Origin of the sequence: Hydrogenophaga sp. R2 (assembly GCF_049843595.1) — a bacterium.
Classification (GTDB): Bacteria; Pseudomonadota; Gammaproteobacteria; order Burkholderiales; family Burkholderiaceae_C; genus Hydrogenophaga.
The window spans coordinates 198,860-223,997 of sequence record NZ_JBBHZN010000003.1 but is presented as its reverse complement, the minus strand read 5'-3'; the positions used below and the strand labels follow the sequence as shown (position 1 = coordinate 223,997).

The window sequence follows — 25,138 nt, the reverse complement described above, 5'->3', positions numbered from 1 at the left end:
GCTGACCAGCGGGTTTGGCGTTTTCTGAGATCGAGAAAGTCCCCATGTCCAACGCTGCACCGAGCCCCGAGAGCTCCAATTTCCAGCCCACCATCGATGCGAACCAGGCCGGCGCCAGCGAGGGCTATGGCGAGGGCAGCATCCAGATCCTGGAGGGCCTGGAGGCGGTGCGCAAGCGCCCGGGCATGTACATCGGCGATACATCCGACGGCACCGGCCTGCACCACCTGGTGTTCGAAGTGGTGGACAACTCCATCGACGAGGCCCTGGCCGGCCACTGCGACGACATCGTGGTGACCATCCACACCGACAACTCCATCAGCGTGGTGGACAACGGTCGCGGCATTCCCACCGGCGTGAAGATGGACGACAAGCACGAGCCCAAGCGCAGTGCGGCCGAGATCGCGCTGACCGAACTGCACGCCGGCGGCAAGTTCAACCAGAACAGCTACAAGGTTTCGGGCGGTCTGCACGGCGTGGGCGTGAGCTGCGTGAACGCCCTGTCGGTGTGGCTGCGCCTGACCGTGCGCCGCGAAGGCAAGGTGCACCAGATCGAGTTTGCGCGCGGCGTGGTGCAGAACCGCATCGTCGAGCAGACGGCCGACGGCATCGAGGTCTCGCCCATGAAGGTGACCGGTGCCACCGAGAAGCGCGGCACCGAGGTGCACTTCCTGCCGGACACCGAGATCTTCAAGGAGAACAACGATTTCCACTACGAGATCCTGTCCAAGCGCCTGCGCGAGCTGAGCTTCCTGAACAACGGCGTGCGCATCCGACTGATCGACGAGCGCAGCGGAAAGGAAGACGACTTCTCGGGTGCCGGCGGCGTCAAGGGTTTCGTGGACTTCATCAACAAGGGCAAGACGGTCCTGCACCCCAACGTGTTCCATGCGCTGGGCGACCGCCAGAGCGACCAGGGCACCAACATCGGTGTCGAGGTGGCCATGCAGTGGAACAGCGGCTACAACGAGCAGGTGCTGTGCTTCACCAACAACATCCCGCAGCGCGATGGCGGCACCCACCTCACCGGCCTGCGCGCCGCCATGACGCGGGTGATCAACAAGTACATCGAAGAGAACGAGCTGGCCAAGAAGGCCAAGGTCGAAGTCACCGGTGACGACATGCGCGAAGGCCTGTGCTGCGTGCTGTCGGTCAAGGTGCCCGAGCCCAAGTTCAGCAGCCAGACCAAGGACAAGCTGGTGTCCAGCGAAGTGCGCGGTCCGGTGGAAGACGTGGTGGCCCGCCTGCTGACCGACTTCCTGCAGGAGAAGCCCAACGACGCCAAGATCATCTGCGGCAAGATCGTCGAGGCCGCCCGCGCCCGCGAAGCCGCCCGCAAGGCCCGCGAGATGACGCGCCGCAAGGGCGTGCTCGACGGCATGGGCCTGCCCGGCAAGCTGGCCGACTGCCAGGAGAAGGACCCGGCGCTGTGCGAGATCTACATCGTGGAGGGTGACTCCGCCGGCGGCTCGGCCAAGCAGGGCCGCGACCGGAAGTTCCAGGCCATCCTGCCGCTGCGCGGCAAGATCCTGAACGTGGAGAAGGCGCGCTACGAGAAGCTGCTGACCAGCAACGAGATCCTGACCCTCATCACCGCCCTGGGCACCGGCATCGGCAAGGCCGGCAGCACCGACGGCAAGAGCGGCGCGGATGACTTCGATGTGGCCAAGCTGCGCTACCACCGCATCATCATCATGACCGACGCCGACGTGGACGGCGCCCACATCCGCACCCTGCTGCTGACCTTCTTCTACCGCCAGATGCCCGAGCTGGTGGAGCGCGGCCACATCTACATCGCGCAGCCGCCGCTCTACAAGGTGAAGGCCGGCAAGGAAGAGCTGTACCTGAAGGACGCCGCCGCGCTCGACGGCTTCCTGCTGCGCATTGCGCTCAAGGACGCCAAAGTGAACACGGGTGGTGCCACCCCGACCACGCTGGAAGGCGACACCCTGGCCGAACTGGCCCGCAAGCACCAGGTGGCCGAAGGCGTGATCGCGCGCCTGTCCGCCTTCATGGACGCCGAGGCGCTGCGCGCCATGGCCGACGGCGTGTCGATCCACCTGGACGACATGGAAGGTGCGGCCGCCAGCGCCCAGGCGCTGCAGGCCAAGCTGCGCGAACTGTCGGCCACCGGCGTGCCCGCCGAGGTGGCGGCCGAGTTCGACAACCGCACCGACAAGCCGGTGCTGCGCATCAGCCGCCGCCACCACGGCAACATCAAGAGCAGCGTGATCACGCAGGACTTCGTGCACGGCGCCGACTACGCCGCGCTGGCCCATGCCGCCACCACCTTCCGCGACCTGCTGGGCGAGGGCGCCCGCGTCATGCGCGGCGAAGGCGACAAGCAGCGCGAAGAGAAGGTGAGCGACTTCCGCCAGGCCATGCAGTGGCTCATCAGCGAAGCCGAACGCGCCACCAGCCGCCAGCGCTACAAGGGCCTGGGCGAGATGAACCCCGAGCAGCTCTGGGAAACCACCATGGACCCCAACGTGCGCCGCCTGCTGCGCGTGCAGATCGAAGACGCCATCGAGGCCGACAAGGTCTTCACCATGCTCATGGGCGACGAGGTGGAGCCGCGGCGGGACTTCATCGAGACGAACGCGTTGCGGGCGGGGAATATCGACGTGTGAATGTCGGTGATGCGGTTGGATGCTGTTCGTGGCAGCTGCCGTCTTGCCAGCCAATGAAAAGCGGCAAGAGCTTGGGAGCGGTCAACCGATCCCGCAAAACATCCCATGACGCAACGATCCAGGGCTTGCTCTCCTCCAGCAATTCGGAGGCTGGCAGCTTGCCGGACGCTTACCTTTGTCCGTGCAACCTGCCTCAGACACTGATGCGCGAGAGCAGATTTTCCCGGTCGTTCGCCACACGCGAGTCGCCCTGCAGGATCACCTGGCCGCGCTCGATCAGGTAGTGCCGCGTGGTGAGCCGGATGGCGCGGTGCACGTTCTGTTCCACCAGCACGATGGGCGTGCCTTCGCGGGAGAGTTCACTGATCAGCTCGAACAGCTCGTCCACGATGATGGGCGCCAGGCCTTCGGTGGGCTCGTCGATCAGCAGCAGCCGGGGCGAACCGGCCAGCACGCGGGCAATGGCCAGCATCTGCTGCTCGCCGCCCGAGAGCGTGGTGCCCATCTGGCGGCGGCGTTCGGCCAGGCGCGGAAAGCGCTGGTAGATCTCGTCCATGCGACGTCGGGACTCGGCCCGGGCCCGCGAGGGGCACTGCATCTGTCCGAGCCAGAGGTTTTCCTCCACCGTCAGGCCAGGGAAGATGCGGCGGTCTTCCGGCACCAGGCCGACGCCGCGCCGGCAGATGCGGTCGGAGTCGAGGCCGTCCAGACGTTCGCCGTCGAACAGCACCTGCCCGGTGGAGGGTTTCACCCAGCCGGCGATGGTCTTGATCACGGTGGTCTTGCCCACGCCGTTGCGGCCGAACAGGCCGATCACCTCGCCTTTGCCGACCCGCAGGTCGATGCCCTGCAGCACATGGCTCAGGCCGTAATGGGCATGCACGCCCTTGAGTTCGAGCATCAGGTCTTCTCCCCGAAATACGCGGTTTGTACAGCGGCATTGGCACGCACCTCGGCCGGTCGGCCTTCGGCCAGCTTCTGGCCCTGGTGCATCACCACTACATGGTCGGACAGGTTCATCACAAGCTCGACGTCGTGTTCGACCAGCAGGATGGTCAGCCCGTGGTCGCGCGAGAGGCGCCGGATCAGCGCTTCGGTCTCGTGCGTGTCGCTGTGACTCATGCCCTGGGTAGGTTCGTCGAGCAGCAGCATGCGCGGCCTTGAGGCCAGCGATACCGCGATCTCCAGCCGGCGCTGCTCGCCGTGGGACAGGTAGCCGGCCAGCTCGTCTGCCTTGCCATCCAGGTCGAACTGTTCCAGCAGCTCGTCCACGCGGCGCCGCGCGGTGGCGCTGTGCTGCACCGGCCGAAGCAGGCCGCGCCCCTGCTCCAGGAACTGGGCTGCCAGGCGCAGGTTCTCTCGCACACTCAGGTCGAAGAACAGGTTGGTGATCTGGAACGAGCGCGACAGTCCGCTGGCCAGTAGCCGGTGCGGAGGCTGCGCAGTGACATCCTGACCATCGAATCGGACCGAACCTGCCGTGGGTCGGATGGCGCCGCTGATGAGGTTGAACAGGCTGCTCTTGCCCGCCCCGTTGGGCCCGATGACCGCGGTGATCGCGCCCTGCCGGGCTTCGAAGCTCACATCGTTGACCGCCTTGAGCGGGCCGAACTGCACGCTCAGGCCCTGCACCGAAAGAATGGGGTTCATGCCTGTTCTCCTGCGTTGTCACGGCGTCGGTCAAGCCAGCGCTGCAGCACCGGGGTGGCATATCCGATCAGGCCGCGCGGCATGAGGATCACCACCACCACGAACAGCACGCCGATGACGATGTGGTGGTGTGCGGTGAACGAACCCACCACCGAGCGCAGGCCGGTCAGGATGGCCGAGCCATAGAGCGGTCCGATCAGCGTGCCGGTCCCGCCCACGATGACGTTGATGACCGCATTGCCGGACACCTGGAAGAACATCAGCTCCGGCGACACGAAGCCGCGCAGCATTGGGTAGAGCGCACCGCTGACCCCGGCGATGCAGGCCGCCGCCACGAAGGCCCCCAGCTTGTAGCGCCAGGCGTCCACACCCAGGAACGAGACACGGTGTTCATTGATGCGGATGGCATCGAGCTGCCGGCCCATGGGCGTGTCCATGAGGTAGCGCAGCGCGAGGTAGAAGGCACCGATCAGGCCGAGCACCAGCAGGAAGAACAGCTGCGGCGTGCCCGAGGTCAGCCCTGGCGCGATGGTGGCCGCCGGCACGCCGATGATGCCGTCGGATGCGCCCAGTTCGCGGGTGTTGTAGATCAGCTTGGAGACCACCTGCGCCAGGCCGAAGCTGATCAGCGCAAAGTACACCCCCTTGGACCGGATGGCGATCAGTCCGCCAATCAGACCGGCCAGGGCACTGAACACCAGCGCCACACCCAAGGCCAGCCAGAGCGAATCGGTCCAGTGCTTGAGCACCAGTGCCGACACATAGGCACCCAGCCCGAAGAATAGCGCCTGGCCCAGCGGCAGCAGCCCGACCCGGCCGAGCAGCAGGTCGACCGACAGGGCCAGCCCCCCGAAGATCAGGGCTTCGGTGGCCAGCCGCAGGTAGAACACATCGCCCTGGGCGACGGCCACCGCGCCGAACAGCAGTGCGCCGGCAAAGAAGACGACGGCCAGCCAGGAGGCGGCGGACAGGCGGCAGGCCGGCGCCGGGGTGGCGGCGTGGGCCGTGGCCGACGCAGCAGAGGTGATGGGGCTGCTCATGTCAGGCACTCCCCAGCTTGCCGAACAGCCCCTGCGGGCGCCACATCAGCACCAGCACCATGATGCCGAACAGCAGCGGATCGCTCCACACCGGCGAGATGTACAGGCTGGAGATGGACTGCACCTGGGTGAGCAGCAGGCCGGCCAGCACCGCGCCCTTGATGGAGCCCATGCCGCCGATGATGACCACGCTGAAGGCGATTAGCACGAAGTCGCGACCCATGGTGGGGAACACGGAGTAGATGGGGGCGAGCAGCACGCCGGCGATGCCGGCCAGGGCCACGCCGAAAGCGAAGGTGGCGGCATAGACCCGCTGCACCGGTACCCCCAGAGAAGCGCTCATGTGCCGGTCGTAGGCGGCGGCCCGCACCACCGCACCGAGCGACGTGCGGAACACAAGCAGCCACACCGCCGTGATCAGGGCAGCGCCCAGCAGCATGACGAACAGCCGGTAGTTGGGGAAAAACAGGCCCACCACCTCGGTGGCACCACTGATGGGGGCTTCCACCCGCAGCGGGTTGGCACCGAAGACGATTTTCAGCGCGTCTTCCAGTACCACCGCCACCCCGAAGGTCAGCAGCAGGGTCAGCGTGTGGCGGTCCTTGCTGTGGAACACCCTCTGGATCAGGCCGCGCTCGGTGGCGTAACCGAGCACGGCCATGAGCAGCGGCGTGAGCACCAGGGCCCACCAGAACGACAGCCCCAGGCCGAGCAGGGCCACTGCCAGATAGGCGCCGATGGCATAGAACTCGCCGTGCGCCATGTTGATGACGTCGAGCAGGCCGAAGATGATGGTCAGCCCCAGCGCCATCAGCACCACGGCCACGCCGATGGACAGGCCGTTGATCATCTGGGGCGCCAGGACGAACTGCAACCAGTCCAGAGCATGGTTCATGGTGTGGCTCGCAGCTTGTGTGTCAGAAGCGGGTGCAGACGTCCGGGCCGATGGCGGCATCGGCCTTGACCTGACCCACCACCTCGAACTGCCCGCCATTCACGCGCATGGCATACATGTCCTGCATGGCCTGGTGGTCGCCGGCGCGCATGGTCTTGGTTCCTTGGGGGGTGGACCACTGCAGACCGCGCATGGCGATACGTACCTTGTCGGTGTCGGTGCTGCCGGCCTTCTCGACTGCGGCCTTGTAGAAGAACAGCACGCCGTAGCTGTCGGCGCCGTAGAGGTCTGGCCTGGCCTTGTTGGCGGCCTCGAAGTCGGCCACGAACTTGCGGTTCTCCGGCGAGTCGATGCTGGTGGCATAACCCACGCCGGTGACGAAGCCGTCGGCCGCCTTGCCGATGGCCGGGAGGTTCTGCGAAGTGACGGTGCCCGAGGCACCCACCACCTGCACATTGCGACTGATGCCGAACTCGGCCATCTGCGAGAACAGGCGCACCGTGTCGTTGCCGGCCACCGAGGTGTAGATCACGGCCGGGCGCGAGGAGCGCATCTGGCCGAAGAAGGGTGAATAGTCCTTGTTGTCCAGCGGCGCGAACACCTCGCCCACCGACTTGGCGCCTTTGGCTTCTGCCGCCTGCTTGAAGGCGGCCACCGTACTGCGGCCCATCTCGTAGTCGGGGCCCAGGTAGAACACGTTGGCATTCGGTCGGGTGGAGGCCATCCAGTCGGCCAGGGCGGCGGACTGCATGCCGGCGCGGGCATTGACGCGGAACACATTGGGCGAGCACTTGTCACCTGTGATCGAGTCCGCAAAGGACACGGTGGTGGCAATGAGGCGGTTGTTGCGCTCGGCCAGCTGGCCCACGGCCAGGGTCGATCCGCTGTTGACGGTGCCGGTCAGGAAGTCGACCTTGTTCACCTGGAACAGCTTCTCGGCCTTCTGCACCGCCACCGCCGGGTTGGCTTCCTCGTCTTCATAGACAAGCTCCAGCGGGCGGCCGGCCACGCCGCCGGCGGCATTGATCTGGCGCGCTGCCAGATCGAGGCCCCACTTCACCTGCTGGCCGATGCCGGCGTAGGTGCCCGAGAGTGGCGTGACCACGCCGATGCGGATCGGCGTGTTCTGGGCCAGGGCGCTGCCGGCGAGGCAGGCCAGAGCCAGGGCGATGGGGGTGGTGCGGAAGGTGTTCTTCATGTTTGTCTCCTGGGTTGGAACGGGGGCGGAACGGAATCAGGTGCCGTTGAAGCGGGCACGGCGCTTGTCGTGGAAGGCCTCCACGCCTTCGCGGAAATCGTTCGAGCTGCGCAGGCGCGAGTAGCAGTGGCCCTCGAGCTCGATGGCGATCGACAGCGGCGAGTCTTCGGTGTCGTTGAGCAGCTTCTTGGCGGTGCGCTGGGCCAGCGGCGAGAAGCCGCGCAGCTCTTCGACCAGCGCGTCGGTGGCGGCTTCGAGCTCCTGGTCGGGCACGCACTCGGTGGCCACGCCCCAGTCGTAGGCCTGGGCACCGCTGATGCGGCGGCTGCGCATCACGATGTCCTTGGTGCGGGTGATGCCCACCATCTTCTGCAGGCGGGCCGAGCCGCCCGAGCCGGGAATCTGGCCCAGCTTCTGTTCCGGCAGGGCATACAGCGTGGTCGGTGTGACCAGCCGGAAGTCGCAGGCCAGAGAGATCTCGAAGCCCACGCCGAAGCAGTAGCCGCGGCCGGCCGCAATCACAGGCTTGCTGCAGCGCGCCGGTGCGGCCACGTTCCAGGCCAGCTTGCTCACGTGTTCCGGCGAGGCTTCCAGAAAGCCGCTGATGTTGCCGCCGCTGGAGAAATGCTCGCCCTCGGCACGCAGCACGATCACGCGCACATCGTCGTTGGCATCGAGTGCCTCGAAGGTGATGCGTAGCTGCTCGCGCTGCGTCATGGAAATGACGTTGAACGGCGGGCGGTTCAGGATGATGTCGGCACGCTGGCGGGCCGGGTCGATCTCGACGCGGTAGCCGTCGAGGGTGGCGCTCAGGGTGAGCGCGGGGTGCTTGAGGTCGTTGAGCTGCATGGCTTCCTGCGGGGTTGGGTGAAGGGAAGGGGGGCGGGTGGGCCGGTTCAGGCCGGTGGCACCAGGGGCAGGGGCGGGGGCATGGCGTCGAACTCGCCGGCCACCAGTTTTCGGCGCAGCACCTTGCCCACGGGGGATTTGGGGATCTCGCGCACGAACACGTACTGGCGCGGTCGTTTGAAATTGACAAGGTCGGATGCCCGGCAGTGGGCGTCCAGGGCATCGGCGGCCACGCCGTCGCGCGGCTTGACGAAGGCCACGACGCGCTGGCCCCAGCGCTCGTCCTTCAGGCCGGCCACGGCCACCTCGTCCACCGAGGGATGCAGCGAGAGGACCGACTCGATGTCGACCGGCGAGATGTTCTCGCCGCCGCTGATGATCATGTCGTCCACCCGGCCGGTGACGAACAGGTCGCCCTCGGCGTCCACATAGCCGGTGTCGCCGGTGAAGTACCAGCCGTCGCGCAGGCTGCGGGCGTTGGCATCGGGCCGGTTGTGGTAGCCCTCGAAGGCCTCGTCGCTGAGCAGGTCGGCCACGATCTGGCCTTCTTCCATCGGGGCCGCCACCTCGTCCGCGCCTTTGGCATCGAGCCGGATCACCCGCAGCCGGGTGTTGATGCCGGCCCGGCCGGCCGAGCCCGGCTTGCCCACCGCGTTCTGGTTGATCGAGAAGGTGTAGATCTCGCTGCTGCCGTAGTGGTTGACGAACAGTTCCGGGCGGAAGGCCTGCTGCAGGCGCAGCAGCAGGGCGTCGTGCATGGGCGCACCGGCAAAGCCGAGCTTGCGCACCGACTGGATGTCGGTGCGCGGGAAGTCGGGGTGGGCCAGCAGGTCGTGGTAAAGGGTGGGCACCAGGTAGAGGTGGCTCACCCGCTCGGTCTCGATGGCGCGCAGGGCGGCCGCCGCCTCGAATCGCGGCATGCACACGAAGCGGCCGTCCACCAGCGCCATGGTGAGCAGCGAGCGCACACCCATGGTGTGGTAAAGCGGCATGACTCCCAGCGTGCGTTCGCCATAGCCGTATCGGTTCTGCGCCACATGGGCCAGGGCAGCCACCCGTTCGGCATGCTGGCGGCGAGGCACGCCCTTGGGTGCGCCGGTGGTGCCGGAGGTGTAGAGCATGAGCGACAGGTCGTCGGCCCGGGCCATGGGCGTCGGGTCGGCCGGCTGCTCGAAGGCCAGCTCGAAGGCCAGGTCCTGGGTGTCGACGTCACCCACCGCGATGCGCAGCACGCCGCCGGCCAGGCTGGACGCCTTGACCGCATCCTGTGATGCTGCCTCGTAAACCAGCACGCGCGCACCTGAGTCCCGCAGGGCGTGGTCCAGCTCTTCGGGCTTGGCGCGCCAGTTCAGCGGCGTCATGACCAGCCCGCCGAACTGGCAGGCCCAGTGCAGGGTGGCCGCTTCGTGCCGGTTCTGCAGCACGCTCAGCACGGTGTCGCCGCGGCGCAGGCCGAGCCGCTCCATGCCCCGCTGCACGCCGCCGATGGCGCGCGCCCATTCGGCCCAGGTCAGCCGCAGCGCGCCATCCACCAGCGCGGTGGCGTTGCTGGCGCGGTCCACGCTTTGCAGGAAGGTGCGTCCAAGGTCAAGCATGGGCCACCTCCAGCACGGCGTTCACGATGGGTGTGTAGCCGGTGCAGCGGCACAGGTGGCCGCTGAGCATGTCGCGCACCTCGGCCTCGTCCGGCCGGTGGCCGATGGACCGCTGGCGCTGCAGCCAGTCGGCACTGGACATCAGGATGCCGGCGGTGCAGAAGCCGCATTGCAGCGCATGGTGGCGCTTGAAGGCAGCCTTGAGGGCATCGAGGGTCGCGTCCATGCCCTGGGGCTGTTCCACGGTGTCCACGCAGCGGCCGTCGACCTGCACCGCCAGCGTCAGGCAGGCGCGCTGGGCCACACCGTCGATACGCACGGTGCAGGCACCACAGACGCCGTGCTCGCAGCCCACGTGGGTGCCGGTGGCGCCGAGCTCATGCCGCAGGAAATCGCTGAGCAACAGGCGGGGTCGGGCCTGGCCGGCCCGGCTGCGGCCGTTCAGGGTCAGGGCGACCGTGTGCAGGGCATCGCGTTCGTGTACCGGGTGATTCATGTGGATCTCCGGGTGGTGGGATAGGCCTGCCGAGCCAGGTGGCGCAGCAGATGGCGGCGGGTGCTTGCGCTGGTGTGGGGGTCGTCCCGCACGTCGAGCGACCAGGCGAGTTCGTTGATGGCGTCGTCCAGGGCGGGGCCGTCCAGCGCCGGCAGGTCGATGGCCTGTGGGCGGTCGCTCAGGCCCCCCACCGCCACGCGCAGGCTGCCTGGGCCCGCCACCATGGCCACCGCGCACAGCGCAAAGTCGCCGTGGCGGCGCGAATGCTCAGCGAAGCCGCAGGCCTGGTCCGGCAAGGGACGCGGAAAGCTCACTGCCTCGATCAGCTCGTCGGCCCGGCGTGCGGTGCTGAGCAGACCGGTGAAGAAATCGCTGGCCGGCACATCGCGCCGAGCGCGCGCGCTGCGCAGGTGCACCGTGCCTCGCAGCGCCAGCAGGCACAGCGGCAGTTCGGCCGAGGGGTCGGCGTGGGCAATCGAGCCACACACCGTGCCCCGGTTGCGGATCGGGAAGTGCGAGATGTGCGGGAACGCCAGCGCCAGCAGCGGCGGCACGTCGGGGTGCGCCTGCAGCTGCGCCTGGGTGACGGCCGCCCCCACCCGCACCGATCCGTCGGTCACGGTGATGGTCGAGAGTTCGGCGCTGCGCGAGATGTCGATCAGCAGCGCCGGCTGGGCCAGCCGCATGTTGAGCACCGCCATCAGCGACTGGCCGCCGGCCAGGATGCGTGCAGCCTCGCCGTGCTGTTGCAGCAGTTCGGCCGCAGCCTGGGCGCTGTCGGCCCGCACATAGTCGAAGGCGGCCGGCTTCATGCGCGCACCCCCAGGCGTTGCAGCAGCCGCTGCCACCAGGACGCCGGCAGCGCGCTGCCCCCGGCTGCCTGCCGGCCCAGCGATTCGAACAGCTGGGCCACGATGACCCGCGCTGCACCCTCGAGCATTCGGCTGCCCACCATGGCCACCTTGCCGCCCACCTGGGCGCGGTAGTCGTAGTGCAGGCGGGTGCCGGAGGCAGTGGCTTCCAGCCGCACTGCACCGTCGCCGGCGCCGGTGCCCAGGCTGGAGCTGCCCACGCCGGCGAGCCGCAGGCTGCGCGGGGCGTCGATGTCGGACAGGCTGATGCGGGCCTCGTAGCGCGCCTTGATCAGGCCCACGCCCACGGTCACGTCGGCCCGGTAGCGGTTCGGTCCGTCGGATTGCAGCCCATGGCAGCCGGGAATCACCCGGGCGAGGGCGGCGGGGTCCAGCAGCACCTCGAACACCCGTTCAGGCGGCGCGGCAATGTCCACCGTGCCTTGTGCGGCCAGCGACAGTCCGTCGCCCGCCGGGGCGGCTGCCGGTGCGCGGGCCACCGGGTGGCGGGGCGCCGGGTCCGGCGTCTGCAGGTGGGCCAGCACGCGGTCGGGGGTGAGCGGCAGGCGGATGTCGGTCACGTCCCGATGCGGCCGCAGCGCGTCGGCAAAGGCATTGGCGATGCACACCGGCGTGCTCATATTGTTGCCCTCGCCCAGGCCCTTGGCGCCCAGCGGGGTGAACGGGCTGGGGGTTTCCAGGTGCACGATCACCGGGTCGGGTGTCTCGCAGGGCGTGGGCATGAGGTAGTCGGCCAGCGTGCCGCTCTGGAAGCTGCCGTCCAGGCCATACCGGAACTCCTCCAGCAGCGCTGCGCCCAGTCCCTGGGCAAAGGCGCCGCGGATCTGGCCGTCGGCCAGCGCCGGGTTGAGCAGGCGGCCGGCGTCGTGCGCGGTGATGTAGCGGTCCACCCGCACCGCGCCGGTGGCCGGGTCGATGTCCAGTCCGCAGACATCGAACACGAAGCCGTAGGCGGCCGAGGTGTTGACCCGGTCGTCCGGGCCGGGCGCCTTCAGGGTTTCCGGGGTCCAGAAGGCGGTCTCGCGCAGGCCGGGCGTCTCGCCCTCGGGCAACAGGGCCGGCGCCCAGTGCGGGCTGGCGGCCAGCCGGGTGAAGGGCTGTGACTGTTCGTGGCGCTGGCGGTTGAACACCTGACCGGCCTCGAAGCCGATGTCGGCCGCATCGCACTGCCAGGTGGCTGCTGCGATGCGGGCCAGCTTGTCGCGCAGGCGCTGCGTGGCCAGGTGCACCGTGCCGGCCACCGCGCCGGCGAACCGGCTGCTGTAGTTGCCGGCAGCCACGCTCCAGGCGTCCTTGGCGGTGTCGAACTCCACATTCACCACCACTTGCGACGGGTGCAGACCCAGCAGGTCGGCCACCACCTGGGCGCAGACCGTCATGTGGCCCTGGCCGGCGGGGGCCGAGGCGATGGTCACGTTCACCCCGCCCAGCAGGTCGATGCCCACCGTGGCGCTGGCAATGGCCCCGTTCTTGGGACCGGCCTTGGCCCGCTGCTCGGCCGTCAGCACGGTGCTGATGTAGCCCATGTTGGACACCGAGGGCTCGACGATGGCCGCCACCCCGATGCCGTAGAGCCGGCCCGCCGCCCGCGCAGCCCGCTGGCGCTCGACCAGCCGCAGGTCGAGCGTCCGGGCCATGGCCATGTCGGTCAGGCGTGCATAGTCTCCCGAATCGAGCACGGCGCCCGCTGCTGCGGTGTAAGGGAAGGCCGTGGCCGATACATAGTTACGCTGCCGCAGCGCCACCGGGTCGATGGCCAGCTCGACGGCGATGCGGTCCATCAGGCGCTCCAGCGCATAGAACACCTGCGGCCCGCCGAAGCCGCGCACCAGGCCGGTGGGGGTCTTGTTGCAGACCACCACCCGGTTGCGCACCGCCAGGTGCTCGATGGCATAGGCGCCGGTGAGCGCACCGTGCATGCGGTAGAAGGTGGCCGGCTCGGGCGCGCGCAGGTAGGCACCCACCTCGTCGACCTGGTCGTAGCGCAGCGCCAGCACCCGGCCCTCGGGCGTGACGGCGGCCTCGATGGTGGTCAGGCGGGCGGTGGCCGAGGTGGCGGCACTCAGGTGCTCCAGCCGGTCTTCCACCCACTTCACCGGTGCACCCGCCTTGCGTGAGGCCAGGCACATCAGCACCACATACGGGAACACCGCCTGCTTCACCCCGAAGCTGCCGCCCGAGTCGCGCGGCACCCGGTGGCGCAGCTTGTTGCCCGGCACCTTCAGCGCCATGGCCATGACGGCATGCAGCGAGAACGGTCCCATGAAGTTGGAGGTGACGTCGTAGCCTTCTTCACCGGGCAGGTGCTCGGCAATCACCACGCCGCATTCCATGGGCGAGCAGCTGTTGCGCGGGTAGTGCACCGTGGTGCGCACGGTGCGAACGCCGGGCTGGTCGAACGCCGGATCGGGGGATCCGTAGCAGAACTGGCGGTCCGACACCACGTTGCTGCCCACGCCCTCGTGCAGCGGCGTGGAACTGTCCTGCAGTGCATGCTCGATGTCGCTCACCACCGGCAAGGGTTCGTAATCCACCCGCAGCAGGTCGAGTGCGTCCTCGGCGATGTAGCGGTCTTCGGCCACCACCACCGCCACTGGCTCGCCCACGTGGCGCACCCGGTCCACCGCCAGCGCCCAGTGCTGCATGGGCTGCTTGACGCCCACCACGAAGGGCTGGGCCCAGGCCTGCACGTCGGCACCGGTCAGCACCGCCCGCACACCGGGCAGCGCCAAGGCGGCTTCGGTCCGGATGGCCAACAGACGGGCGTGGGGGTGGGGAGAACGCAGAACCGCGGCATGCAGCGTGCCGGGGCGGGTGCCCAGGTCATCGGCATAGGCGCCGCGTCCGTTCAGCAGGGCATCGTCTTCCAGCCGCTCCAGGCGCTGGCCGACCCATGCCTGCCGGGCAGCGCCCGCCAGCGAGGGTTCTGAGTGCAATCTTGTCTCCTGTGCCGACCGGGCGGCTGCTGTTCTTGTGCAGCGCCAGTGTCGGCAGGCAGGAGGCTGCGGCGTTAACGCCAGGGTCCGGTCAATGTCCGCCAGGTCTGCCCACTGACCAAAAAGTCTGGTGACTTTGTGGCCAGCTTCCGATCAGATCAGGTCGGAGCGGGGGCCGCGCGGTGGCTCGAACAGGTTGACCTTGCGGCGGTAATCGCTGGGCGTGATGCCCAGGTGGGCCCGGAAGAAGCGCGAAAAATGGCTGGGTGCCGAGAAGCCCAGCCCGTGCGAGACGTCGCCTACCGGCTCGCTGGTCTGGGTCAGCCGCTGTACCGCCGCCTCGAAGCGCAGAACGTTGGCATATACCAGCGGTGTGACCCGGGTGTCGCGCTGGAACAGGGTGAAAAAGTGCGCCCGCGACAGGCCGGTGGCCGTTGCCAGGCCGTCCACATCGAGTTCGCGCGCCACGTCGCGGCGCATCAGCGCAATCGCCTGCCGGATGCGCGGGTCCATGGCCACCGGGGGCTTGGACCTGAGCAGGCTGGCCAGGTCGCGCCAGCCCGAGTAGCTCTCGACCACCGCAATGATCAGGTTGAACAGCAGGTCTTCCAGCCGGCCGGGGGAGACCTCGTCGTCCCACCACAGCTCCAGCACGAACTCCTCCACCATCTTGCGGGTGGCGGCATCCAGCCGCACGCAGGGGACGGGGAAGAAGCGCGGATGGCCCGAGAGCGCCAGCGAGCGCTGCAGCTCGGCCAGCCAGCCCGGTTCGATGTAGAGCGCCAGGATCAGGGTGCGCGCATCGGGCGGCCCTTCGTGTTCGTAGGCGTGATGCTCCCAGGCATTGACCAGCACGGCAGTGTCGTCCGACAGCGGGGCCCGCTCGCCACGCACCCGGAAGGCGCTGTCGGCGCCGCCGGCCTTGATCAGGATGTGGCAGTGGTGGTGGGCATGCCCCACCAGCGGCGCGTCCATGTCCAGCAAGGCCACCCGACCGAAGCGCCCCTGAAAGATCTTGACGGCTGATGACACGTTGGGCTCCCGGAGCAGAGCGACGGGCTGTCGGCTAGGGTAAGACTGCTCCACCGAGTGATTATTCCCCTGGCGCGGGCCGGTGCCAATCCGGGTGCGCCCAGGGGTCGCTGCGTTCAGTGGGTGACCATCATCTTCAACGACTGTTGGCGCCACCGTCTGGGTGCGACCAACGACGAAGGCCGATACACCGGGAGGTGCAGATTCAGTCGGGTTGCTCCCGCGTGGGGTGAGTTCCACGAGGCAGAAGGCGATCTCCTGCATGCGTGAGGATAGTCCGACCATTTCCAATAGTGCGGCAAGGAAAGTCCAGCGATTTCAGCGACTGACCTGCCCATCGAAGCTGAAAATACATGGACATGCGTTGATTCCCAATATGGACGTATCCAGGTTTTTCCTTGAACTCTCAGCCGCCTGGGTGGTCAGCATCGCCTTGTCGGCTTGTGCCCTGACGCCGGGCCCGACTGCCACGCCGGCTGAAGCCCCGGCGTTCAAGCCGCTGCAGGTCGACGTGGCCTCGGCCAACCGCTGGATGTTGTCCACCGAAGCCCGGTTCTAAGGACACACCTGGCAGGACATCGAAGGTGCGACCGCGCGCCTGGCGCGCGTGACCGTGGGGGCTCTGGAAGGCGCCCCCACTGGCTGGCTGTCACAGCGCCCGGTGCGCCTCCACTACCGGTTCTACGAGACGCTGGACGAGCGACACGGCGGGGTCGTCGTCGTGCCCGGCTTCACCGAAGGCCTGACGATGTACCAGGAGGTGATCCACGACCTGGTGCGCAACGGGTTCTCGGTCTACATCCACGACCACCGCGGTCAGGGTTTCTCGACCCGGCTGCTGGAGGGCGTGGATGAGGGCGACAAGGGCCATGTCGACCAGTTCGAACACCTGGTCGGCGACCTGGACCGGTTCGTGGCCATGGTGGTGCAGCGGCGCGGTTCGGACGCCCAGCCGCTGTTCCTGCTGGCGCACTCGATGGGCGGCGCGGTGAGTTCGCTCTACCTGACCCGCACCGGGGCTGACTCACCGGTGGCGGCTGCTGCGCTGGTGACGCCGATGCACCAGCCCGCTGTCGTACAGGACCAGGTGCACCGCAAAGACCGGGTGTTGTCCACCTGGTGTGACGACTGGGCCATTCGGCTGCCGGGTTCATTGCCCGTCATCAGCAGCGCGCGGGTGCAGGGCGACGGCTTCGATGCCGAGCGCCTGGCCTTTCTGGCGCAGATCGACCGCCTGGACAACGACATGTCGCACAGCGTGCCACGCCTGATGCGCCGCTGGGACGACCGCCAGGCCACCTGCGTGGGCGACACCTGCGGCCACGGCGACGCCCGCGTGGCCGGGCCTACGCTGCGTTGGGTGGCCCAGGCCTGTGCGGCCTCGCGTGAAGCGCGTGGTCCGGCGGCGCAGCGGACCGCGCGCCCCGTGCTTCTGCTGCAGGGCGGGCAGGACACCGTGGTCGTGCCCGAAGCGCAGCAGCTCTATTGCGCCAACGTCAACGCGGGCGCCCGGCCGCCCGGCCGCTGCGAAGGCCGGCGCCTGGACGAGGCCCGCCACGGGCTGCTGGTGGAGCGCGATGACCTGCGCAACCCGGCGCTGGTGGCCGTGCTGGACTTCTTCGCCGACACGCAGCGGGGAAAGTCCAGCAACTTCAGCGATTGACCCGCCCATACCCGGAACCCGCTGATCATCCCGAAGCGGCATGTGGGGTCGTTCTTCGACATCACCGCCGCCACCCCCGCAACATCAACGCGTTGCTCACCACGCTCACGCTGCTCAGTGCCATGGCCGCACCCGCCACCACCGGGTCGAGCAGGCCGGCTGCGGCCAGGGGGATGCCCACCACGTTGTAGGCGAAGGCCCAGAACAGGTTCTGCCGGATCTTGCGCCAGGTGCGGCGCGAGATGTCGATGGCGTCGGCCACCAGGGCGGGGTCGCCCCGCATCAGGGTGATGCCGGCGGCCTGCATGGCCACGTCGGTGCCGGTGGACATGGCAATGCCCACGTCGGCCAGGGCCAGCGCCGGGGCGTCGTTGATGCCGTCGCCCACCATGGCCACGGTGCGGCCGCCAGCCTTGAGGCGGTTGACGATGTCGGCCTTGTCGGCCGGCAGCACCTCGGCCTCGACCTGGTCCAGCCCCAGCTGCTCGGCCACCACGCGGGCACTGCCCCGGTTGTCGCCGGTGATCATGACGGTGCGCACCTTCAGGGCCTGCAGGCGCGCCACAGCGGCGGCCGCGCTGGCCTTGGGCGCATCGCCGAAGGCCAGCAGGCCGATCAGCGCGGGAACGGCCGTGACGTCGGCCAGCCAGGAGAGGGTGCGACCCTCGTCCTGCAGCGCATCGGCGGTGGCCTGCAGAGCCGACAGGTCGACACCGAGCTCCTGCATGTAGCGGGTGCTGCCCAGGCGCAGCGAGCGCCCCTGCACCTCGGCCGACAGGCCACGTCCGGCCACGGCAGCCACCTTGCCGGCCGACAGCTGCTCGGTGCCGGCGCGGCGGGCGGCATCCAGCACCGCCTGCGCCAGCGGGTGCTCGCTGCCCGCCTGCATGGCCGCGCTCCAGGCCAGCAACACCGTCTCGAAGCCGGGTGCGGCCTCGGCCGCCACCAGTGTGGGTTTGCCCTCGGTGAGGGTGCCGGTCTTGTCGAAGGCCACGGTGCCGATGCGGTGCGCCAGCTCCAGGGCTTCGGCGTCCTTGATCAGGATGCCGTGGCGCGCAGCGACACCGGTGCCGGCCATGATGGCCGTGGGCGTGGCCAGACCCAGCGCGCAAGGGCAGGCGATCACCAGTACCGCCACCGCGTTCAGGATAGCCTGTTCCCAGTCGCCGGTGCCCAGGCCCCAGCCCAGCAGGGTCAGGGTGGCGAGCACCAGCACCACCGGCACGAAGACCGCACTGACCCGGTCCACCGCGCGCTGGATGGGCGCCTTGCGGGCCTGCGCCGACTCCACCATCCGCACGATGCGCGCGAGCGTGCTCTCGCTGCCCACGGCGGTGGTTCGCACCAGCAGCAGCCCCTCGGCATTGACCGAGCCACCGATGACCGCATCGCCTTCGTGCCTGGCCACCGGCAGGCTCTCGCCGGTGATGAGCGATTCGTCCACCTGGCTGGCGCCCTCGATCACCGTGCCATCCACCGGCACCCGTTCGCCCGGGCGGATCACCACCACGTCGCCCACCTCCACGCGGGCCAGGGGCAGGTCCATTTCGCCACGGGCGGTGCGCACCCGCGCCACTTCGGGCCGGAGCGCCTGCAGCGCCGCAATGGCGGCGGTGGTCTGGCGCCGGGCGCGGGCTTCCAGCCACTTGCCCAGCAACACCAGGGTGACGATGACGCTGGATGCCTCGAAGTAGAGGTGGGGCGTGCCGTGATCGGCATGCTGGAACATCAGGTACACGCTGAGTCCGTAGCCGGCGCTGGTGCCCAGGGCCACCAGCAGGTCCATGTTGCCGGCACCGGCACGCAACGCGCGCCAGCCGGCCTTGTAGAAGCGGGCGCCCAGCCCGAACTGCACCGGCGTGGCGAGCGCCAGCTGCATCCAGCCTTCGAGCATCCAGTCGGCCCCGAACAGCAGGCCCACCATGGGCAGCACCAGCGGCAGCGAGAGCGCTGCGGCCAGCAGTACCGGCCACAGGGGTTCGCCGGCGTGCAGCGCCGGGGGCGGTGACGCGTCGTCCACCGGCGTGGCCTGGTAGCCAGCCCGGGCCACGGCGGCCACGAGCGCCTCGGGGCTGACCCCTGTGGCCATGACGGTGGCGCGTTCGGTGGCGAGATTGACCACCGCGTCGCGCACGCCCGCAACAGCGCCCAGCGCCTTCTCGACCCGCGACACGCACGATGCGCAGGTCATGCCCTCGATCGAGAGCTCGTGTTCATCCATCGACACAGCAACTTGCATGGGAAACCTCCTTGAGAGGCGCCGATGCTCGGGTCTGCCACGGTGGCAGGCGCAAGGGGCTGCCGGGCTTGAGCCTGACACCGTGGCAAGCCCCAAGCTGGAGACTCCCTCAACCCCCACGGAGTCATGACATGCATGCATTCAACATACCGACCATGCGCTGCGGCGGCTGCGCATCCCGCATACAGGCGGCCCTGAAACAGGTCGATGCCGGCTGCGAGATCGTGGTCGACATCGCTGGCCGGCGCGTCCAGGTCACCAGCCAGGCCACCCGCGAGGCGCTGGCGGCCGCCCTGGCCAACGCCGGCTACCCGCCGGGGGCCGATCGATAATCCGCACGGCAGCCCGACTGCCACTGCCCAGGAGTACGTCATGTCACAACGCATGAACATCGGCGAAGCGGCGGCCGCCGCCGGCGTGTCCCAGAAGATGATCCGGCACTACGAGCGCATCGGGCTGCTGCCCGAACCCACGCGAGATGCTTCCGGCTACCGCCGCTACAGCGGGTACGAGGTGTCGGTGCTGCGCTTCATCGGCCGCTCGCGGCACCTGGGCTTCTCCATCCCGCAGATCGCGGAGCTGATCGGCCTGTGGAGCGACACCGAACGCTCCAGCCGCGAGGTCAAGGCCGTGGCCGAGCGGCACCTGGCCAGCCTGGACGAGAAGCGGCGCGAGATCGAGCAGATGATGGACGGGCTGCAGGAACTGCTTCAGGCCTGCCCGGGCGACGACACGCCCCATTGCGTGATCCTTGAATCGTTGTCGCAGAGCCGGCTCGACGAATTCCATCCGCAGCACCGCCCGCAGCTCCGGAAGGTGACTGCCGACGAAGCGCCATCGAACGGCGGCGGCGCCCACATCGACCTGATGGCGTGGATGCGGGCGGTGAATGTGCACCGCCACCCTAGCTGACCAGGCCCCTCAACGCCCCATGACCCCCACCGCCTGCAGCACCCGGTGCGCCGCCGCCACCCGATCGGCCGCAGGGACGTTGCAGTTGGCCAGCATCACCAGAGCCGACTGGCGCTGCGGCACCAGGGCCACATAGGCACCGAAGCCGAAGGTCGATCCGGTCTTGTTGAGCAGCAACGTGGAGCCCGGCTGCTGCAAAAGGGGAACGGGTTTGACCGGCAACGGCTCCAGGACCGTGCGAGCGCTGTTGCCTTCCAGCAGCGCGTCCAGCGACCACGGTGGCGCATACATCTCCCAGCCCATGCCCTGCTGCATGGGGCCGGCCTGGTAGCGCGGCACGGTGGTGAGGGCCAGGGCCTTGCGCAAGGGCGGGGGCAGGCGATCGGGGTCGAGCACGGCCTGCAGGAAGTGGAGCAGGTCGCGGGCGCTGGACTTGAGGCCATAGGCCTGCGCATCGAACACGCCCGGGTTGACGCGAACCTGGCGCTGGTCCTTGCTGTGTCCCCAGGCGTAGCGGTGCATCTGGGCATCCGGCACCCGGATGAAGGTGCTGCCCAGCCCCAGGGAGGCCAGCAACTGCTCGCTCAGCATCGAAAAGTCCTGCCCCATGGCCGTGGCCACGGCGTGGCCCAGCAGCCCGATGCTGGGGTTGGAGTAGCGCCGCATCTGGCCGGGCGGTGCATCGGGCGCGAAGGCCGCGAGCCAGGCCATGGCCTGGTCGGTGGTGTTCACGCCCTCGGGAAACTGCAGCGGCAAATCGCCGGCAGTGTAGGTGGCCAGATGCAGTGGCGTGGCCCGGCCCAGGGGTGTGCCGCGCAGGGCCTGCACGACGTCGCCCACCGGCTGCTCCAGGTGCAGACGCCCCTGCACCTGCGCCTGCGCGGCCAGCAGCGAGGTAAAGCACTTGCTGATGGAGCCCAGTTCGAACAGCGTGTCGGGCGTGACCGCCGCTCCCCCCTGCCGCGCGGTGATGCCCAGGGTCTGGAAATACGGCCGACCTTCCAACAGCAGCCCCACCGCCAGCCCGGGCACGTCGTGGGTGCGGGACAGCGTCGAGAAGGTGGCGGCCAGCAGTGCCTCCACCTCGGCCGCACGGGCCGCAGAACCCCGGCTGACGGCGAACGCCGGCGCGGCCAGCACGGAGGCTGCAGCGAGCACGAGGCGGCGACTGAGCTTGGGCGGTGGGTGCAAGGACTTCATCGAGGCAACCGGATCTCGCTCAAGCGCCACTGCGCAAACCCCGACCGCACGAACACCAGGCCGGATGGGCCGCCGGTCACGGCCGTCTGTTCTTCCTGGAACACCACCACCCGGTCGGTGTCCAGCCGCACCAGCTGCCAGTCGCGCTGGTCGGGGGCGGGCTCGGCCGGCGGAGCCGACGGCTGCGGGGCGGGTGCCTGGCGGGGTTCGGCCAGGGTGGGCTTGGCTTTGCGCTCGGCCATCATGCGCATCACCACCTCGGGCCGCACCAGCGCGTCCACCAGCTGGTTGACCACGGCCATGCCGAGCGAGGCGCCCAGGGCGCTGAAGGGGTTGTCCTGGAGCTTGTCCAGGTCCGGGGCGATGGCGGCGGTCATCTGGCCCTTGAGGCTCTCGCGCAGGGCCGGGTAGTCCACCTGCTGGTTGAAGCGGTCGGCATCGCCGGCATCGGCGGCCTGCTGCATCGAGCGGATGGCCAGGTAAGGCGAGTAATGCCAGTAGCCGCCCACGGCCAGAAGGATGAGGGCCAGGGCGGCGGCGAACAGTCGGTGTTTCATGGAAAGCGGTGATGGGGTGATGGCCCCGCCGATGCTATCGGCGAACCGATGCGGCGCTGCGGGGTCAGAGGACCCATGAACACACTTTCACACACCGTCACCACCGCACGCGTGGCCCGCTCGCTGCTGGCGCTGGGCCTGGTCTGGGCGGGCCTGCTGGCGCAGGCCCAGTCCGTCAGCCCGCCCGCCGCGCCTGCGCCGCCGCCCGCCACGTCGCAGCCCACCCCCGCCCTGGGCGTGGCCGCGCAGCAGGAGGCCCGGTGCAAGGCACAGTGGGCGGCGTACGCACAGAGCCAGCGCTGCTTCAATGCCTGCGGCGTCACCGGTCGCGAGGGCGCACGCAACAACGCGGCCTGCGGGCACTGCACCGACACGCCCATGCCCGCCTGCGATCCGCCCGTCTCGGGCAACTGAGGCCGGCAGGCCCCTCCTACAATCCCGGGCGATGCGCGCCGGCCTGATCGTCCTCCTGCTGTTGCTGATCGGCCTGCCCTGGACCGGGGTGGGGCTGGACATGGCGTCGGCCCATGCCTGTGCGCCGACAGGGGTGCAGGCATCAGTGCAGCCCCTGACCGACACCCCCTGTGCGTCGGCCCCGCACGCGGCCGACGAGCGCCACGGTCTGCACGGCCATTGCGGCGGCTGCCACCTGAGTGCCCTGCCGCTGGCCGATGCGGGTCTGCCGGTGCACCCGGTGGCCCGGGTGCCGGCCCTGCCGCCCCCGGGTGGCACGCCCATGCTGTGGGCACACCGGCCCGAGCGCCCTCAGTGGGCGCCGCTGCCGCCCACCCGCCGGGCCTGACCCGGCCCCGTCGATGCCGCGTGGCCCTGCCGGCCGCGCCCTTCCTTTTTTCCTTTTTGTGGGAGTGACGTGATGACACGTCCCTGGATCCTGCTGGTGCTGGCCTGGCTGACGGCCACCCTGGCCACGCTGGGCGCCCTGTTCCTTGGCGAGGTCATGGGCATGACCCCGTGCGTGCTGTGCTGGTGGCAGCGCATCTTCATGTTCCCGCTGGCCCTGGTGCTGGGCATGGCCGCCTGGCTGGACGACCGGCGCGGCGCCCAGTACGGGCTGCTGCTGGCAGCGGCCGGCGGGCTGGTGGCGCTGTACCACTGCCTGCTGGTGGCCGGCGTGGTGCCGCGCGCCTGGGTGCCCTGTGGTGCCGGCGTGTTGTGCGCCGACCAGAAGCTCGACATCCTCGACGGCATCCAGATCCCTTGGCTGTCGCTCGCCGCCTTCACGGCCGTGGCCGTGTGGCTGCTGGCCTACCTCCGAAAGACTTTCCGATGAACATCCGAAAACTCACCGTGGCCGTGCTGGTCATCACCGTGCTGGGCTTCTTCCTGCTGGGCATGAAGGCCTACCAGCAGCGGGTCCAGCAGTCGCAGGCTCAGAAGGTGGAACAGGCGCTGGCCGAGGCCCGATCGGCACCGGCCGACCCGGCCCGCGCCGCCGACAACCGCCTGGTGCGTTTCCACTCGCCCACCGTCGGCCCGGCTCGCGCGCCGGTGACGCTGGTCGAGTTCTTCGACCCGGCCTGCGAGACCTGCCGGGCCTTCCACCCCATCGTCAAGGACATCCTGGCCCGGTACCCGGACAATGTGCGTCTGGTGATCCGTTATGCGCCCTTCCATGCCGGCGCGGACGAGGTGGTCAAGCTGCTGGAGGCGGCGCGGCGGCAGAACCTGTACCTGCCGGTGCTGGAGAGCGTGCTGGCCGCGCAACCGCAGTGGGCCAACCACGGGCGGCCCGACATCGCGCTGGCCTTCCGCGCGGCCGAGCAGGCGGGGCTGGACATGGCCCGGGCGCGGCTGGATGCCGCCAGCGATGCCGTGGCAGCCGCGCTGCGCCAGGACATCGAGGACCTGACCGCCCTGGAAGTGACACGCACCCCCACCTTCTTCGTCAACGGACGCCAGCTGCCTTCGTTCGGCGAGTCGCAGCTGCGGGCGCTGGTGGCCGACGAGGTGGCGCGCAGCCGCCGGTGAGCGGCCTGCAGCCTCAGGCCGCCGGGTTCTCCACCAGCAGCGCGATGCCCTGACCGCCGCCCACGCAGGCCGAGGCCACGCCCCAGCGTGCGCCGATGGCCTGGATCTGGCGCGACACCGTGAGGGTGCAGCGCACGCCGGTGGCCGCCAGCGGATGGCCCAGCGCGATGGCGCCGCCGTGCACGTTCAGGCGGTCCAGGTCGAGACCCAGCTCGCGGCCCACGGCCAGGGTCTGGGCGCCCTGGGCTTCATTGATCTCGAAGCGGGCCACGTCATCGAGCTTCAGGCCGGCGCGCTCCAGCAGCAGGCGGATGGCCGGGGCCGGGCCGATGCCCATGTGTGCCGGGTCCACGCCCACCACGGCCGCAGCCGCCACGCGCGCCAGCGGCGCCTTGCCCCAGGCCCGCACCACGTCGCCATGGGCCACCAGGGCGGCGGCGGCGGCATCGGTCAGGGCCGAGCTGTTGCCACCGGTCTGCACGCCGTCCTTGAACACGGTGCGCAGCTTGGCCAGCACCTCCACAGGGGTGGGGCGGGGGTGGGTGTCGCGGTCGGCCACGGTGGCCTTGCCGGCCAGGCGCAGCTGGCGCGGGCGGTGGCCTTCGAGCTCGAAGGTCTCGCTCGTCACCGGCACGATCTCGCCAGCCAGCCAGCCGCTCTCCTGCGCGGCGCAGGCGCGGGCGAACGACTGGGCGGCAAAGGCGTCCACGTCGGCCCGGGTGATGCCGTAGCGCTGCGCCAGGTTCTCGGCGGTGCGGATCATGTTGATGTCCACCGACGGGTCGGTGAGCGCCTCCCACATGTAGTCCTTGAAGCCGATGGGCGCGCCCAGGCGGAAGCCGCCCCGGTGGTCAAAAGCGGCAATGGGGTTGCGCGTCATGGACTCGGTGCCCACCAGCAGGGCCGTGGTGGCCACGCCGGCGCCGATCTGTTCGCCGGCCTGGCGGAACAGCTCGAAGCCGGTGCCGCAGATGCGCTGCACCATGAGCGCCGGCACCACCTGCGGCACGCCGGCATACAGGCCGATGTGGCGCGGCACATAGAACTGGTCGAAACCGCCGGGGGCCATGTTGCCGGCCAGCACCGAGTCCACCTGGGTGGCATCGATGCCGGTGCGGGCGAGCACCTCGCGCGCCACCTTGATGCCCAGGTCGATGGGGTTGGCGTCGGCGAACGCCCCCATGTAGTCCACCATCGGGGTGCGCACGCCGTCCAGGATGTAGACGTCGGAGAAGGTCTGGAACTGGCCACGGCTCATGAAACGGTCCTCGGGGAGTTGGGGTACTCCCCGAGTGTATGCACGCCGGTGCGTGGCCAGGCTTTCGAGCCCGGTCGGTGGCAGCGGGTTCCCCGGATGCTGGTAATCCCTGAGCGGCCATGGCCTA

The 25,138-nt window shown here is 69.2% G+C and carries 24 protein-coding genes; 9 read left to right on the top strand and 15 right to left on the bottom strand.

Annotated features, from left to right (window positions below; all coding sequences use genetic code 11):
• Positions 1–44 precede the first annotated feature (44 nt).
• A complete protein-coding gene (gene gyrB, locus WD026_RS12390) occupies positions 45–2,630 on the top strand; it encodes a DNA topoisomerase (ATP-hydrolyzing) subunit B (RefSeq protein WP_425723967.1) in 2,586 nt (861 codons plus the stop codon).
• A 193-nt stretch (positions 2,631–2,823) separates the two neighbouring features.
• Here gyrB and WD026_RS12385 read toward each other — a convergent pair whose 3' ends face one another.
• From WD026_RS12385 to WD026_RS12335, 11 genes are all read right to left on the bottom strand, one after another.
• The gene (locus WD026_RS12385; protein ID WP_425723966.1) at positions 2,824–3,531 is read right to left on the bottom strand and encodes an ABC transporter ATP-binding protein; all 708 of its coding nucleotides are present in this window, start codon (positions 3,529–3,531) and stop codon (positions 2,824–2,826) included.
• Positions 3,531–4,280, bottom strand: a complete 750-nt coding sequence (locus tag WD026_RS12380; protein WP_425723965.1) for an ABC transporter ATP-binding protein — start codon at positions 4,278–4,280, stop codon at positions 3,531–3,533. The genes WD026_RS12385 and WD026_RS12380 overlap by 1 nt, the downstream gene beginning before the upstream one ends.
• Positions 4,277–5,320, bottom strand: a complete 1,044-nt coding sequence (locus tag WD026_RS12375) for a branched-chain amino acid ABC transporter permease (RefSeq protein WP_425723964.1) — start codon at positions 5,318–5,320, stop codon at positions 4,277–4,279. The genes WD026_RS12380 and WD026_RS12375 overlap by 4 nt, the downstream gene beginning before the upstream one ends.
• A 1-nt stretch (position 5,321) precedes the next feature.
• Positions 5,322–6,215, bottom strand: a complete 894-nt coding sequence (locus tag WD026_RS12370) for a branched-chain amino acid ABC transporter permease (protein ID WP_425723963.1) — start codon at positions 6,213–6,215, stop codon at positions 5,322–5,324.
• A gap of 22 nt (positions 6,216–6,237) precedes the next feature.
• Entirely contained in the window at positions 6,238–7,413 is a 1,176-nt protein-coding gene (locus tag WD026_RS12365) for an ABC transporter substrate-binding protein (RefSeq protein ID WP_425723962.1), read from the bottom strand.
• Between the two features lie 36 nt (positions 7,414–7,449).
• Positions 7,450–8,262: an enoyl-CoA hydratase/isomerase family protein gene (locus tag WD026_RS12360; protein ID WP_425723961.1), complete on the bottom strand. Its 813-nt coding sequence runs from the start codon at positions 8,260–8,262 to the stop codon at positions 7,450–7,452.
• Between the two features lie 47 nt (positions 8,263–8,309).
• Entirely contained in the window at positions 8,310–9,857 is a 1,548-nt protein-coding gene (locus WD026_RS12355) for an AMP-binding protein (protein WP_425723960.1), read from the bottom strand.
• Complete coding sequence (locus WD026_RS12350) at positions 9,850–10,353, bottom strand: (2Fe-2S)-binding protein (RefSeq protein WP_425723959.1); 504 nt, start codon at positions 10,351–10,353, stop codon at positions 9,850–9,852. The genes WD026_RS12355 and WD026_RS12350 overlap by 8 nt, the downstream gene beginning before the upstream one ends.
• Positions 10,350–11,165 carry an FAD binding domain-containing protein gene (locus WD026_RS12345; RefSeq protein WP_425723958.1) on the bottom strand — a complete coding sequence of 272 codons (816 nt, stop codon included), beginning with the start codon at positions 11,163–11,165 and terminating at the stop codon, positions 10,350–10,352. Before WD026_RS12345 ends, WD026_RS12350 begins: the two co-directional genes overlap by 4 nt.
• Complete coding sequence (locus tag WD026_RS12340; protein WP_425723957.1) at positions 11,162–14,161, bottom strand: xanthine dehydrogenase family protein molybdopterin-binding subunit; 3,000 nt, start codon at positions 14,159–14,161, stop codon at positions 11,162–11,164. The genes WD026_RS12345 and WD026_RS12340 overlap by 4 nt, the downstream gene beginning before the upstream one ends.
• Positions 14,162–14,314: 153 nt before the next feature.
• On the bottom strand, positions 14,315–15,193 hold the full coding sequence (locus WD026_RS12335) for a helix-turn-helix domain-containing protein (protein ID WP_425723956.1): 879 nt from the start codon (positions 15,191–15,193) through the stop codon (positions 14,315–14,317).
• Positions 15,194–15,569: 376 nt separating this feature from the next.
• On the opposite strand from WD026_RS12335, the gene WD026_RS12330 reads away from it, so the two are divergent.
• Both WD026_RS12330 and WD026_RS12325 read left to right on the top strand, forming a co-directional pair.
• A complete protein-coding gene (locus WD026_RS12330; protein ID WP_425723955.1) occupies positions 15,570–15,752 on the top strand; it encodes a hypothetical protein in 183 nt (60 codons plus the stop codon).
• Positions 15,753–15,800: 48 nt separating this feature from the next.
• On the top strand, positions 15,801–16,856 hold the full coding sequence (locus tag WD026_RS12325; protein ID WP_425723954.1) for an alpha/beta fold hydrolase: 1,056 nt from the start codon (positions 15,801–15,803) through the stop codon (positions 16,854–16,856).
• A gap of 61 nt (positions 16,857–16,917) precedes the next feature.
• On the opposite strand, the gene WD026_RS12320 is transcribed toward WD026_RS12325, so the two are convergent.
• Complete coding sequence (locus tag WD026_RS12320; RefSeq protein ID WP_425723953.1) at positions 16,918–19,095, bottom strand: heavy metal translocating P-type ATPase; 2,178 nt, start codon at positions 19,093–19,095, stop codon at positions 16,918–16,920.
• 131 nt (positions 19,096–19,226) lie between these two features.
• Between WD026_RS12320 and WD026_RS12315 the strand changes: the two genes are divergently transcribed.
• Both WD026_RS12315 and WD026_RS12310 read left to right on the top strand, forming a co-directional pair.
• A complete protein-coding gene (locus tag WD026_RS12315) occupies positions 19,227–19,427 on the top strand; it encodes a heavy-metal-associated domain-containing protein (protein ID WP_425723952.1) in 201 nt (66 codons plus the stop codon).
• Positions 19,428–19,467: 40 nt separating this feature from the next.
• Complete coding sequence (locus WD026_RS12310) at positions 19,468–20,007, top strand: MerR family DNA-binding protein (RefSeq protein ID WP_425723951.1); 540 nt, start codon at positions 19,468–19,470, stop codon at positions 20,005–20,007.
• Between the two features lie 9 nt (positions 20,008–20,016).
• Here the strand turns inward: WD026_RS12310 and WD026_RS12305 are convergent, their stop codons facing one another.
• Both WD026_RS12305 and WD026_RS12300 read right to left on the bottom strand, forming a co-directional pair.
• Positions 20,017–21,207, bottom strand: a complete 1,191-nt coding sequence (locus WD026_RS12305) for a serine hydrolase (RefSeq protein ID WP_425723950.1) — start codon at positions 21,205–21,207, stop codon at positions 20,017–20,019.
• A complete protein-coding gene (locus WD026_RS12300) occupies positions 21,204–21,764 on the bottom strand; it encodes a DUF2939 domain-containing protein (RefSeq protein ID WP_425723949.1) in 561 nt (186 codons plus the stop codon). The genes WD026_RS12305 and WD026_RS12300 overlap by 4 nt, the downstream gene beginning before the upstream one ends.
• Positions 21,765–21,839: 75 nt before the next feature.
• Here WD026_RS12300 and WD026_RS12295 point away from each other — a divergent pair, with 75 nt between their 5' ends.
• From WD026_RS12295 to WD026_RS12280, 4 genes are all read left to right on the top strand, one after another.
• Positions 21,840–22,178: a hypothetical protein gene (locus tag WD026_RS12295; RefSeq protein WP_425723948.1), complete on the top strand. Its 339-nt coding sequence runs from the start codon at positions 21,840–21,842 to the stop codon at positions 22,176–22,178.
• 31 nt (positions 22,179–22,209) lie between these two features.
• The gene (locus tag WD026_RS12290) at positions 22,210–22,566 is read left to right on the top strand and encodes a hypothetical protein (RefSeq protein ID WP_425723947.1); all 357 of its coding nucleotides are present in this window, start codon (positions 22,210–22,212) and stop codon (positions 22,564–22,566) included.
• Between the two features lie 72 nt (positions 22,567–22,638).
• Positions 22,639–23,055, top strand: coding sequence for a disulfide bond formation protein B (locus tag WD026_RS12285; RefSeq protein ID WP_425723946.1), 417 nt, complete (start codon positions 22,639–22,641; stop codon positions 23,053–23,055).
• Complete coding sequence (locus tag WD026_RS12280; RefSeq protein WP_425723945.1) at positions 23,052–23,753, top strand: DsbA family protein; 702 nt, start codon at positions 23,052–23,054, stop codon at positions 23,751–23,753. Before WD026_RS12285 ends, WD026_RS12280 begins: the two co-directional genes overlap by 4 nt.
• A gap of 13 nt (positions 23,754–23,766) precedes the next feature.
• On the opposite strand, the gene WD026_RS12275 is transcribed toward WD026_RS12280, so the two are convergent.
• Positions 23,767–25,011: a thiolase family protein gene (locus tag WD026_RS12275; protein WP_425723944.1), complete on the bottom strand. Its 1,245-nt coding sequence runs from the start codon at positions 25,009–25,011 to the stop codon at positions 23,767–23,769.
• Between the last annotated feature and the right edge of the window lie 127 nt (positions 25,012–25,138).

Excerpts from the sequence above, each read along its gene's own strand:
- WD026_RS12330 (WP_425723955.1), top strand. The coding sequence starts at position 15,570 with ATGGACGTATCCAGGTTTTTCCTTGAACTCTCAGCCGCCTGGGTGGTC.
- WD026_RS12360 (WP_425723961.1), bottom strand. The coding sequence starts at position 8,262 with ATGCAGCTCAACGACCTCAAGCACCCCGCGCTCACCCTGAGCGCCACC.
- WD026_RS12315 (WP_425723952.1), top strand. The coding sequence starts at position 19,227 with ATGCATGCATTCAACATACCGACCATGCGCTGCGGCGGCTGCGCATCC.
- WD026_RS12285 (WP_425723946.1), top strand. The coding sequence starts at position 22,639 with ATGACACGTCCCTGGATCCTGCTGGTGCTGGCCTGGCTGACGGCCACC.
- WD026_RS12375 (WP_425723964.1), bottom strand. The coding sequence starts at position 5,320 with ATGAGCAGCCCCATCACCTCTGCTGCGTCGGCCACGGCCCACGCCGCC.
- WD026_RS12280 (WP_425723945.1), top strand. The coding sequence starts at position 23,052 with ATGAACATCCGAAAACTCACCGTGGCCGTGCTGGTCATCACCGTGCTG.
- WD026_RS12320 (WP_425723953.1), bottom strand. The coding sequence starts at position 19,095 with ATGCAAGTTGCTGTGTCGATGGATGAACACGAGCTCTCGATCGAGGGC.
- WD026_RS12350 (WP_425723959.1), bottom strand. The coding sequence starts at position 10,353 with ATGAATCACCCGGTACACGAACGCGATGCCCTGCACACGGTCGCCCTG.
- WD026_RS12385 (WP_425723966.1), bottom strand. The coding sequence starts at position 3,531 with ATGCTCGAACTCAAGGGCGTGCATGCCCATTACGGCCTGAGCCATGTG.
- WD026_RS12310 (WP_425723951.1), top strand. The coding sequence starts at position 19,468 with ATGTCACAACGCATGAACATCGGCGAAGCGGCGGCCGCCGCCGGCGTG.
- WD026_RS12345 (WP_425723958.1), bottom strand. The coding sequence starts at position 11,165 with ATGAAGCCGGCCGCCTTCGACTATGTGCGGGCCGACAGCGCCCAGGCT.
- WD026_RS12305 (WP_425723950.1), bottom strand. The coding sequence starts at position 21,207 with ATGAAGTCCTTGCACCCACCGCCCAAGCTCAGTCGCCGCCTCGTGCTC.
- WD026_RS12370 (WP_425723963.1), bottom strand. The coding sequence starts at position 6,215 with ATGAACCATGCTCTGGACTGGTTGCAGTTCGTCCTGGCGCCCCAGATG.
- gyrB (WP_425723967.1), top strand. The coding sequence starts at position 45 with ATGTCCAACGCTGCACCGAGCCCCGAGAGCTCCAATTTCCAGCCCACC.
- WD026_RS12275 (WP_425723944.1), bottom strand. The coding sequence starts at position 25,011 with ATGAGCCGTGGCCAGTTCCAGACCTTCTCCGACGTCTACATCCTGGAC.
- WD026_RS12355 (WP_425723960.1), bottom strand. The coding sequence starts at position 9,857 with ATGCTTGACCTTGGACGCACCTTCCTGCAAAGCGTGGACCGCGCCAGC.
- WD026_RS12300 (WP_425723949.1), bottom strand. The coding sequence starts at position 21,764 with ATGAAACACCGACTGTTCGCCGCCGCCCTGGCCCTCATCCTTCTGGCC.
- WD026_RS12290 (WP_425723947.1), top strand. The coding sequence starts at position 22,210 with ATGCGCGCCGGCCTGATCGTCCTCCTGCTGTTGCTGATCGGCCTGCCC.
- WD026_RS12380 (WP_425723965.1), bottom strand. The coding sequence starts at position 4,280 with ATGAACCCCATTCTTTCGGTGCAGGGCCTGAGCGTGCAGTTCGGCCCG.
- WD026_RS12295 (WP_425723948.1), top strand. The coding sequence starts at position 21,840 with ATGAACACACTTTCACACACCGTCACCACCGCACGCGTGGCCCGCTCG.
- WD026_RS12365 (WP_425723962.1), bottom strand. The coding sequence starts at position 7,413 with ATGAAGAACACCTTCCGCACCACCCCCATCGCCCTGGCTCTGGCCTGC.